Annotated in this window: 9 protein-coding genes; all 9 read left to right on the top strand. The window is 54.9% G+C overall.

Annotation, left to right across the window (positions count from 1 at the left end; genetic code table 11):
• The first annotated feature begins 62 nt into the window (after positions 1-62).
• A complete protein-coding gene (gene cpsG, locus FY206_RS16235; protein WP_032641627.1) occupies positions 63-1,433 on the top strand; it encodes a colanic acid biosynthesis phosphomannomutase CpsG in 1,371 nt (456 codons plus the stop codon).
• A 114-nt stretch (positions 1,434-1,547) separates the two neighbouring features.
• Positions 1,548-2,942, top strand: a complete 1,395-nt coding sequence (wcaJ, locus tag FY206_RS16230; protein ID WP_032641625.1) for an undecaprenyl-phosphate glucose phosphotransferase — start codon at positions 1,548-1,550, stop codon at positions 2,940-2,942.
• Between the two features lies 1 nt (position 2,943).
• Entirely contained in the window at positions 2,944-4,422 is a 1,479-nt protein-coding gene (gene wzxC, locus FY206_RS16225) for a colanic acid undecaprenyl disphosphate flippase WzxC (protein WP_032641623.1), read from the top strand.
• A 17-nt stretch (positions 4,423-4,439) separates the two neighbouring features.
• On the top strand, positions 4,440-5,720 hold the full coding sequence (gene wcaK / locus FY206_RS16220; RefSeq protein ID WP_032641621.1) for a colanic acid biosynthesis pyruvyl transferase WcaK: 1,281 nt from the start codon (positions 4,440-4,442) through the stop codon (positions 5,718-5,720).
• Positions 5,717-6,937, top strand: coding sequence for a colanic acid biosynthesis glycosyltransferase WcaL (wcaL, locus tag FY206_RS16215; RefSeq protein WP_032641619.1), 1,221 nt, complete (start codon positions 5,717-5,719; stop codon positions 6,935-6,937). Before wcaK ends, wcaL begins: the two co-directional genes overlap by 4 nt.
• A gap of 12 nt (positions 6,938-6,949) precedes the next feature.
• Complete coding sequence (wcaM, locus tag FY206_RS16210) at positions 6,950-8,341, top strand: colanic acid biosynthesis protein WcaM (protein ID WP_032641617.1); 1,392 nt, start codon at positions 6,950-6,952, stop codon at positions 8,339-8,341.
• Positions 8,342-8,517: 176 nt separating this feature from the next.
• On the top strand, positions 8,518-9,414 hold the full coding sequence (gene galF, locus FY206_RS16205; RefSeq protein ID WP_032641615.1) for a GalU regulator GalF: 897 nt from the start codon (positions 8,518-8,520) through the stop codon (positions 9,412-9,414).
• Positions 9,415-9,794: 380 nt separating this feature from the next.
• Complete coding sequence (locus FY206_RS16200) at positions 9,795-10,745, top strand: NAD-dependent epimerase/dehydratase family protein (protein ID WP_080283012.1); 951 nt, start codon at positions 9,795-9,797, stop codon at positions 10,743-10,745.
• A complete protein-coding gene (locus FY206_RS16195; RefSeq protein ID WP_032641613.1) occupies positions 10,745-11,788 on the top strand; it encodes an MraY family glycosyltransferase in 1,044 nt (347 codons plus the stop codon). The genes FY206_RS16200 and FY206_RS16195 overlap by 1 nt, the downstream gene beginning before the upstream one ends.
• The last annotated feature ends 3 nt before the right edge of the window (positions 11,789-11,791 follow it).

The raw sequence follows: 11,791 nt of genomic DNA, 5'->3' as shown, positions 1-11,791 counted from the left end.
TGAATAAAAACAATTTTGCCTGTTAACGGGCGGGCCGACTGTTGCCTGAAAAAGGGGTCATCATGGAAAAATTAACCTGTTTTAAAGCCTACGATATTCGCGGCAGGCTGGGCGAAGAGCTGAATGAAGACATCGCGTGGCGCATTGGCCGCGCGTACGGCGAATATCTCAAGCCAGAAACCATCGTGCTCGGCGGCGACGTGCGTCTGACCAGTGAATCCCTCAAGCTGGCCCTGGCGAAAGGGCTGCAGGACGCGGGCGTGGACGTGCTGGACATCGGTCTTTCCGGAACCGAAGAGATCTACTTTGCCACCTTCCACCTGGGCGTGGACGGCGGTATCGAAGTGACGGCCAGCCACAACCCGATGGACTACAACGGCATGAAGCTGGTGCGCAAGGGCGCGCGCCCTATCAGCGGCGACACCGGCCTGCGCGACGTGCAGCGCCTGGCGGAAGCCAACGATTTCCCGCCGGTGAACGAGGCGAAGCGCGGCAGCTACAAAAAAATCAACCTGCAGAAAGAGTACATCGACCACCTGCTGGGCTACATCAACGTGGCGAACCTCAAGCCGCTTAAGCTGGTCATCAACTCCGGTAACGGCGCGGCCGGCCCGGTTGTCGATGCCCTGGAAGCCCGCTTTAAGGCGCTGAACGTGCCGGTGACCTTCGTCAAGGTGCACAACACCCCGGACGGCAACTTCCCGAACGGTATTCCTAACCCGCTGCTGCCGGAGTGCCGCGACGACACCCGCAATGCGGTGATTGAGCACGGCGCGGATATGGGCATCGCCTTTGACGGCGACTTCGACCGCTGCTTCCTGTTCGACGAGAAAGGGCAGTTCATCGAGGGCTACTACATTGTCGGCCTGCTGGCGGAAGCGTTCCTCGAGAAAAACCCGGGCGCAAAAATCATTCATGACCCGCGCCTCTCCTGGAACACCGTCGACGTGGTGTCTGCCGCAGGCGGCACGCCGGTGATGTCCAAAACCGGCCACGCGTTCATCAAAGAGCGCATGCGTGAAGAAGACGCCATTTACGGCGGCGAGATGAGCGCCCACCACTACTTCCGTGATTTTGCCTACTGCGACAGCGGGATGATCCCGTGGCTGCTGGTGACCGAGCTGCTGTGCCTGAAGGGGAAAACCCTGGGCGAGCTGGTGCGCGACCGCATGGCGGCCTTCCCGGCGAGCGGGGAGATTAACAGCAAGCTGGCGCAGCCCGCCGAGGCGATTGCCCGCGTGGAGCAGCACTTTGCGATTCACGCGCTGGAAATTGACCGTACGGACGGCATCAGCATGGCGTTCCCGCAGTGGCGCTTCAACCTGCGCTCGTCGAACACCGAGCCGGTGGTGCGCCTGAACGTGGAGTCCCGCGCTGACGCGGCGCTGATGGAAGCCCGAACGCAGGACATTCTGGCGCTGTTGAATCAGTAATAACTGCCCCTCACCCCAGCCCTCTCCCCAAAGGGGAGAGGGTGTTCAAGTTCCCTCTCCCCTTTGGGGAGAGGGTTAGGGTGAGGGGTAAGGTTTAGAACTAAAGGAACAACGATGACGAATCTAAAAAAACGCGAACGAGCGAGAACGAATGCATCGTTAATCTCTATGGTGCAGCGTTTTTCTGATATCACCATCATGGTCGGTGGATTGTGGGCGGTGTGTCGAATCAGCGGGCTGCCGTTCTTATATATGCATCTGCTGATGGCCCTGATTGCGCTGGTCGTGTTTCAGATGATCGGCGGGATGACCGATTTCTACCGCTCGTGGCGCGGCGTGAAAATGACCACCGAACTGATGCTGCTGCTGCAGAACTGGACCCTGAGCCTGATCTTCAGCGCGGGCCTGGTGGCGTTCAGCCATGATTTTGATAATCGCCTCGTGACCTATCTTTGCTGGTATCTGTTGACCAGCGTCGGCATGGTGGTGTGCCGCTCCCTGATCCGCTTTGGCGCGGGCTGGCTGCGCAACCGGGGTTATAACCGTCGCTTCGTGGCGGTGGCAGGCGATCTGCCGGTCGGAAAGGTGCTGCTCGACAGCTTCCGCAAGGAGCCGTGGTTAGGGTTTGAAGTGGTTGGGATTTACCACGACGCGAAGCCGGGCGGCGTGCCGTCGGACTGGGCGGGTAATTACGAACAGCTTATTGAAGACGCGAAGGCCGGTAAAATCCACAACGTCTACATCGCCATGCAGATGAAGGACGAATCCCGCATCAAGCAGCTGATGCGCGAGCTGGCGGACACCACCTGCTCGGTGATCCTGATCCCGGACGTGTTTACCTTCAACATTCTCCATTCACGCATTGAAGAGGTGAACGGCGTGCCGGTGGTACCGCTGTACGACACCCCGCTGTCGGGCATTAACCGCGTGCTCAAGCGCGTGGAAGATATCGTACTCTCTTCGCTGATTTTGCTGCTCATCTCCCCGGTGCTGTGCTGCATTGCGCTGGCGGTGAAGCTGAGCTCTCCCGGCCCGGTTATTTTCCGCCAGACCCGCTACGGCATGGACGGTAAGCCGATTATGGTGTGGAAATTCCGCTCCATGAAGGTGATGGAAAACGACAAGGTGGTGACCCAGGCCACGCAGAACGATCCGCGCGTGACCCGCATGGGTAACTTCCTGCGCCGCACCTCGCTGGACGAGCTGCCGCAGTTTATCAACGTCTTTACCGGCGGGATGTCGATTGTGGGCCCGCGTCCGCACGCGGTGGCGCATAACGAGCAGTACCGCGCGCTGATTGAAGGCTACATGCTGCGCCATAAGGTGAAGCCGGGCATCACCGGCTGGGCGCAGATCAACGGCTGGCGCGGCGAAACCGACACGCTGGAAAAAATGGAAAAACGCATCGAATTCGATCTGGAGTACATCCGCGAGTGGAGCCTCTGGTTCGATATCAAGATTGTTTTTCTGACCATCTTCAAAGGCTTCGTGAACAAAGCGGCGTACTAAGATGAGCTTACGTGAAAAAACCATCAGCGGCGCCAAGTGGTCAGCGATGGCGACCATCGTCATCATTGGCCTCGGCCTCGTGCAGATGACCGTGCTGGCGCGCATTATCGATAACCACCAGTTCGGCCTGCTGACCGTCTCGCTGGTGATCATCGCGCTGGCCGATACGCTGTCTGACTTTGGTATTGCCAACTCGATTATCCAGCGCAAGGAGATCAGCCATCTGGAGCTGACCACGCTCTACTGGCTGAACGTGGGGCTGGGGGTTTTCGTGTTCGTGCTGGTGTTCCTGCTGAGCGACACCATCGCCAGCGTGCTGCACAACCCGGATCTCGCCCCGCTGATGCGAACATTGTCTTTTGCCTTCGTGGCGATCCCGCACGGGCAGCAGTTCCGCGCGCTGATGCAGAAAGAGCTGGAGTTCAACAAGATCGGCATGATCGAAACCAGCGCCGTGCTGGCGGGTTTCACCTTCACCGTGGTGAGCGCCCATTTCTGGCCGCTGGCGATGACCGCTATCCTCGGTTACCTGGTCAACTCCGCCGTGCGTACCCTGCTGTTTGGCTACTTTGGCCGCAAGATTTACCGTCCCGGGCTGCATTTCTCTCTCGCGTCCGTCTCGTCCAACCTGCGCTTTGGCGCGTGGCTGACGGCGGACAGCATCATCAACTACGTGAACACCAACCTCTCGACGCTGGTGCTGGCGCGTATTCTCGGCGCGAGCGTGGCGGGGGGCTACAACCTGGCCTACAACGTCGCGGTGGTGCCGCCGATGAAGCTCAACCCGATTATTACCCGCGTGCTGTTCCCGGCGTTTGCCAAAATCCAGGACGACACCGAGAAGCTGCGCGTCAACTTCTACAAGCTGCTTTCCGTGGTAGGGATCATCAATTTCCCGGTGCTGCTGGGGCTGATGGTGGTCTCAAGCAATTTCGTGCCGCTGGTGTTTGGCGAGAAGTGGAACGGCATTATCCCGATCCTGCAATTGCTGTGCGTGGTGGGGCTGCTGCGCTCCGTGGGGAACCCGATTGGTTCGCTGCTGATGGCGAAGGCGCGGGTGGACATCAGCTTTAAGTTCAACGTGTTCAAAACCTTCCTGTTTATTCCGGCGATCGTCGTCGGCGGGCATATGGCGGGCGCTATTGGCGTCACGCTCGGCTTCCTGCTGGTGCAGATAGTCAATACCGTTCTGAGCTACTTCATCATGATCAAGCCGGTGCTGGGCTCCAGCTACCGCCAGTACATCCTGAGCCTGTGGCTGCCGTTCTATCTCTCATTGCCGACCCTGGCGGTGAGCTACGGTCTGGGCATTATCCTTCGCGGTCATCTGCCGCTGGCCGCGCTGCTGGCGGTGCAGGTGGTCGCAGGCGCGCTGGCGTTTGGCGTGATGATTGTGCTGTCACGCAATGCGCTGGTGGTGGAGATGAAGCGCCAGTTTTGCCGTAACGAAAAAATGAAAACGCTGCTTCGCGCAGGCTAGTTATTTAAGAGGCCATTATGAAATTATTAATTCTTGGCAACCATACCTGCGGCAACCGTGGCGACAGCGCCATCCTGCGCGGTTTACTGGATGCGATTAACACCCTTAAGCCTGAGACCGAAGTGGACGTGATGAGCCGTTATCCGGTGAGCTCATCCTGGCTACTGAACCGCCCGGTAATGGGCGATCCGCTCTACAGCCAGATGAAACAGCATAACAACGCTGCGGGCGTGATGGGTCGCGTGAAGAAAGTGCTGCGTCGCCGCTACCAGCACCAGGTGCTGCTTTCCCGCGTGACCGATACCGGCAAGCTGCGCAACATCGCGATCGCCCAGGGCTTTACCGATTTTGTTCGTCTGCTGTCCGGCTATGACGCCATTATCCAGGTGGGCGGATCGTTCTTCGTCGATCTCTACGGCGTGCCGCAGTTTGAGCATGCGCTCTGCACGTTCATGGCGAAAAAGCCGCTGTTTATGATTGGCCACAGCGTCGGGCCATTCCAGGATCCGCAGTTTAACCAGCTGGCGAACTACGTGTTTGGCCACTGCGACGCGCTGATCCTGCGCGAATCGGTCAGCCTCGACATGATGAAGCGCAGCGAAATTGACACCTCTAAAGTTGAGCTCGGCGTGGATACCGCCTGGCTGGTGGATCACCAGGACGACAGCTTCCAGGCAAGCTACGCGGTGCAGCACTGGCTGGACGTGGCGGCAAAACAGAAAACCGTCGCGATTACCCTGCGCGAGCTGGCGCCCTTCGATAAACGTTTAGGCACCACGCAGGCGGCCTACGAGAAAGCCTTTGCCGACGTGGTGAACCGCGTGCTGGACAGCGGGTATCAGGTGCTGGCCCTGTCCACCTGCACCGGCATCGACAGCTACAATAAAGATGACCGCATGGTGGCGCTGAACCTGCGCAACCTGGTCAACGACCCGTCCCGCTATCACGTGGTGATGGACGAGCTGAACGATCTGGAGATGGGCAAGCTGCTCTCCGCCTGTGACCTGACCGTCGGCACGCGCCTGCACTCGGCGATTATCTCCATGAACTTCGGCACCCCGGCGATTGCCATTAACTACGAGCACAAGTCCGCCGGGATTATGCAGCAGCTCGGCATGCCGGAAATGGCGGTGGATATTCGCCATCTGCTGGACGGTTCGCTGGGTGCGATGGTGGGCGACACGCTTGGCCAGCTGCCTGCTATCAATGAACGCCTGGCGGTGGCGGTGAAGGCCGAGCGCGAGAAGGGGATTGGGATGGTGAAATCGGTCCTCGACCGCGTGCGGGAGGGGAAATGAAGGTTGGTTTCTTCTTGCTGAAATTTCCGCTGTCGTCCGAGACATTTGTTCTGAACCAAATCACCGCGTTTATCGATATGGGATATGACGTGGAGATTATCGCCCTGCAAAAGGGCGATACCCAAAATACCCATGCGGCGTATACCCAGTACGGGCTGGAGGCGAAAACCCGCTGGCTGCAGGATGAGCCGTCCGGGAAGCTGAGCAAGCTTGGCCGCCGGGCCAGCCAGACGTTGCGCGGGATCCATCGCGCGTCGACCTGGCGGGCGCTGAATGTTTCCCGTTATGGGGCCGAATCCCGCAATCTGATCCTGTCGGCCATCTGCGGTCAAACCGCGCGGCCGTATCGCGCCGACGTGTTTATTGCCCACTTCGGCCCGGCGGGCGTCACGGCCGCGAAACTGCGCGAGCTGGGGGTGATTGACGGCAAAATTGCCACCATCTTCCATGGGATAGACATCTCCAGCCGCGAGGTGCTGAACCACTACACGCCGGAGTATCAGCAGCTTTTCCGGCGCGGCGACATGATGCTGCCCATCAGCGATCTGTGGGCTGGACGCCTGAAAAACATGGGCTGCCCGGGAGATAAAATTGCCGTTTCGCGCATGGGCGTGGACTTAACGCGCTTTACCCGCCGCCCGGTGAAGGTGCCGGGCAAACCGCTGCAGATCATCTCCGTTGCGCGTCTGACCGAGAAGAAAGGCCTGCACGTGGCCATTGAAGCCTGCCGCCAGCTGAAAGCACGCGGGGTGGATTTCCACTACCGCATTCTCGGCATTGGGCCGTGGGAGCGGCGTCTGCGGACGCTTATCGAACAGTATCAGCTGGAAGATGTCGTCGAGATGCCGGGCTTTAAGCCGAGCCACGAGGTCAAGGCCATGCTCGACGAGGCGGACGTGTTCCTGCTGCCTTCCGTGACGGGCGCCGATGGCGATATGGAAGGCATTCCGGTGGCGCTGATGGAGGCGATGGCCGTCGGTATTCCGGTGGTGTCGACCCTGCACAGCGGGATCCCGGAGCTGATCAAGTCCGAACATTCCGGCTGGCTGGTGCCGGAGAATAACGCGATGGCCCTTGCCGACCGACTAGCGGCCTTTAGCGACATTGACCAGCAGGCGCTGGAGCCCGTGCTTCACAATGCCAGACAAAAAGTGGAAACCGATTTTAACCAGCAGGTGATCAATCGCCAGCTCGCGAGCCTGCTGCAAACGCTGTAACGCCGAGGTTGTATGCTGAAAAAGATTACCCGACGCACCTTTGTCTCTTCTCTGTCCGTTCTGGCGGCCACGCCGCTGCTGTCGTCACGCATTGCGCGTGCGGCAGCCGGGAGAACGGTTTCTGTTAATCAGTACAATAACAACGACTGGATTGCCGCCTTTAAGCAGGCGTTTAATGACGGCGACACGGTCGTGGTCCCTGCCGGGCTCACCTGCGAAAACGTCAATACGGGCATTTTCATTCCCGACGGGAAAACGCTGCTGATCCGCGGGGCGTTAACCGGCAACGGGCGCGGCCGCTTTGTTCTGCAGGAAGGGAGCAAGGTGATCGGCGAAGGGGCCGGGCGCACGGAGAACATTACGCTCGACGTTCGCGGCTCTGACTGCGTCATCAAAGGTCTGGCGATGAGCGGTTTTGGCCCGGTGGCGCAGATTTACATCGGCGGCAAGAATGCCAGCGTAATGCGCAATTTACTGATAGATAACATCAGCGTGAGTCAGGCCAACTACGCCATCCTGCGCCAGGGATTCCACAACCAGGTGGACGGTGCCCGCATCATCAACAGCAAATTTAGCCATCTGCAGGGCGATGCGATTGAGTGGAACGTGGCCATCAACGATCGCAATATCCTGATCTCCGATCATGTCATCGACAACATCAACTGCACCAACGGCAAGATCAACTGGGGCATCGGCATTGGCCTCGCCGGCAGCACTTACGATAACGACTATCCGGAAAAGCAAACCGTCAAGAACTTCGTGGTGGCTAACATCACCGGCAGCAACTGTCGCCAGCTGGTGCACGTCGAAAACGGTAAGCATTTTGTTATCCGTAATATAAAGGCCAAAAATATTACCCCTGACTTCAGTAAAAAGGCGGGAATAGATAACGCCACGGTGGCCATTTATGGCTGTGATAATTTCATTATTGATAATGTCGACATGGTCAATAGTGCGGGCATGTTAATTGGTTATGGGGTTATAAAAGGCGATTATTTGTCCATTCCGCAAAACTTCAAGCTCAATAATATTCACCTTGATAATCGACAGCTTGCGTATAAATTGCGCGGAATACAGATTTCCTCCGGTAACGCCACCTCGTTTGTGGCAATAACTAACGTGGAAATGCAGCGCGCCACGCTTGAACTGCACAACAAACCTCAGCATCTTTTTTTACGCAACATCAATGTGATGCAGGAGGCCGCTGTAGGGCCAGCCCTGAAAATTAACTTCGACCTGCGTAAAGATGTGCGGGGTAAATTCATGGCGAAAGACGAGACGCTGCTGTCGCTGGCGAACATTAAGGCTGTGAATGAGAAGGGGCAGAGCTCGGTGGATATTGACCGGGTCGACCAGAAGGTGGTGAATGTGGAAAGGCTGAACTTTACGCTTCCGCACAGATAATCGCCACTTGTCAATTTTGAGACTATTCCTGGTATAAAAACGTGATCTTATCAGATTACAACTACGGAAATTTGTAGTGTCAGGGCGTAACATTACCCATGAATTACGGCAAATCATGCTGGCGAAAACAGGTTTAAGAGCTATAATTCGTCAACCATTTTAAGGTGGAAGAAATAATGATTAATTTGAAAGCAGTCATTCCGGTAGCAGGCTTGGGCATGCATATGCTGCCAGCCACAAAAGCCATTCCTAAAGAGATGCTGCCGATCGTTGACAAGCCAATGATTCAATACATTGTCGACGAGATTGTTGCTGCAGGGATCAAAGAAATCGTCCTGGTTACGCATTCGTCCAAGAATGCGGTTGAGAACCACTTCGACACCTCTTACGAACTCGAAGCGTTGCTTGAGCAGCGCGTCAAACGCCAGCTGCTGGCGGAAGTGCAGTCCATCTGTCCGCCGGGCGTAACCATCATGAACGTGCGTCAGGCGCAGCCGCTGGGTCTGGGACACTCTATCCTGTGTGCCCGCCCTGTTGTCGGGGATAATCCATTCATCGTCGTGCTGCCGGACATCATCATCGATACCGCATCTGCCGATCCGCTGCGTTACAACCTGGCGGCCATGGTGGCGCGTTTCAACGAAACGGGTCGCAGCCAGGTGCTGGCGAAACGCATGAAGGGCGATCTCTCCGAGTACTCCGTGATTCAGACGAAAGAAGCGCTGGAGACGGAAGGGCAGGTGAGCCGCATCGTTGAGTTTATCGAAAAACCGGATCAGCCGCAGACGCTGGACTCAGATCTGATGGCGGTGGGCCGCTATGTTCTGAACGCCGATATCTGGGCGGAACTGGAAAAAACCGAACCAGGCGCCTGGGACCGTATTCAGCTGACCGACGCGATTGCCGAACTGGCGAAAAAACAGTCTGTTGACGCGATGCTGATGACCGGCGACAGCTATGACTGCGGTAAGAAAATGGGGTATATGCAGGCGTTTGTGAACTATGGTCTGCGTAACCTGAAGGAAGGGGCGAAGTTCAGAACCCGTATTGAGAAGTTGCTGGCAAACGACTGATATTTTCTTAAACGCTTTGTATAAGCGGTAGTCATCATCAGGATATGTGAAAACATAGCTAAAATGATGACTACCGTTTTTTGTTATTATTCATAATGATAACATAGAGTTATATGATTCAAATCTCGACAGATTTGTAACGATTTGTGCTTGTTTCTATGGTCATTTAGGACGACAATTAACGCCAGTTTTTTGTCTGTATCCAGACCAGAAACTGCTTTTCTGTAAATTCAATCAGTGCACTGGTAGCTGTTAAGCCAGGGGCGGTAGCGTGCCTTGCATTCGCAATTGAATATTGAACGAACAGTCCTGGTCTATACAGAGTTTCTCGCGATTCAGCACTTCTCGCGGGCAAAAAAATCAGATTGAGCAGATAGGGGATGGCAATGAAAGTATTGGTGACGGGTGGCACCGGGTTTCTTGGTACTGCTTTAGTCCGGACGTTGAAATCATCAGGACATGAGGTGATATTAACAACGCGCAAACAGGGGAACCCTGAACAGGGAATTTACAACCTGGGAGATATCTCCGCCGATACCAACTGGGTTAACCTCCTTGAGGGATGCGAGACTGTCATTCATACTGCGGGGAGGGCGCATATTCTTAATGATGATGCACAGGATGCTTTGGCGGAATTTCGTCGGGTTAATCACGACGCGACCATGAAATTAGCGGCAGATGCCGCGACCAGCGGGGTGAAGCATTTTATTTTCGTCAGCTCGATTGGTGTCAACGGTAACGCTACCTCGGGGATCCCTTTTTCTGAAGCGTCAAAACCCCAGCCAACTTCTGATTATGCCATTTCTAAGCTTGAAGCCGAGCAAAGTCTGCTTAAAAATTTCTCTGGCAGCAACATGGCGATCACCATTGTTCGTCCTGCATTAATTTGCGGTAAAAATGCTCCAGGTAATATACAGCGTCTTTTGAAACTGGTGTCGAAAAACCTACCGTTACCATTTAAAAACGTGAAGAATAAGCGGGCACTTGTCTCGCTAGATAATGTCGTCAGCTTTATCAGTGAGTGCGTAATTAATGAAAAATCAAAAAATCAGCTCTATCTGCTCGCAGATGCAGAACGACCTTCAACTGAAGATATGATTAATGCCTTTGCTTCAGGCATGAACATTAAAGCGAAAGTTATCTATTTCCCTAAGGTAATCCTGAAAATATTGCTTTCCGCTGCAGGTAAAGGCGGAATTTACGATCAGTTATTTGGCGATCTGGAAGTTGATGCCACCAAATCTCGGGAGCATTTAAACTGGACTCCTCCAATAACGCTTTATGAAACGATGAGAAAAACGGCGAACTATTATATCGAAGGTAGCAAATAATGATGAATTTGGGGATTGTGATATTCGCTTTTTTAGTGTCATGCGCACTGACTTGGGGATTGCGAGGTTATGCTATTAAGCATAACGTTATTGATCGTCCAAACCAGCGAAGTTCGCATTCTGTGCCAACGCCTCGTGGTGGTGGCGTAGCGATCGTCCTGACGGTACTCGTTGCTTTAGTATACTTTTATTTTAACCAAACGTTTACGTTGGAGAACTTCCTGGGCCTATTTATTCCAGGCGTGATTGTTGCAATCATCGGTTTCCTTGACGATCATGGTCATATTGCGGCTCGCTGGCGCCTGTTGATGCATTTCCTTGCTGCTGCAATTGGTATTTATTTCTTGGGTTCCTTCCCTGTAATTACGCTTTTTGGTTACGATCTATCCTTATCCTGGATTGGTATGATTCTGGGCTGTGTGTATCTGGTCTGGATGCTGAACTTATATAATTTCATGGACGGGATTAATGGCCTGGCCAGCGCAGAAGCAATCACGTTTGCCGCATGCAGTGCGATATTGATTGTTGTAAGCCAGTACACGGACCTCCCTGGAAGTATTTATCCGCTGACGTTGGCCCTTATCGGTGGCGCGGCAGGCTTTATTGTCTGGAATTTTCCAGTAGCGAAAATCTTCATGGGCGATGCCGGGAGTGGTTTCCTGGGGATAACCATTGGGCTGATGATCCTCCATATTGCGAAAGTAGACACCCATTTCTTTATCGCGGAATTATGTTTGCTAGGCGTATTTATCGTCGATGCAACGACAACGTTGCTAAGAAGGCTCGTGGCGGGTAAAAAGGTCTATGAAGCGCATGCCAGTCATGGCTATCAAATTCTCGCTAGAAAATATGGCAGTCATGTTCCGGTGACAATGATGGCGATCGCCGTCAACCTGCTGTGGCTTTTCCCGATCGCCTACCTTATCGCCTCAGCCAAAATTGATGGCGTTGTTGGGTTGATTATTGCCTGGCTCCCGCTTTTCGCAGTAGCACTCAAATGCGGTGCAGGCGTAAAAGACAAAGAGAGCAACGTCAATGCATGACCT

The organism is Enterobacter chengduensis (assembly GCF_001984825.2).
GTDB classification, from domain to species: domain Bacteria; phylum Pseudomonadota; class Gammaproteobacteria; order Enterobacterales; family Enterobacteriaceae; genus Enterobacter; species Enterobacter chengduensis.
Note: the sequence above shows the minus strand (reverse complement) of the source record. Positions and strands in the feature narration are given on the sequence as shown.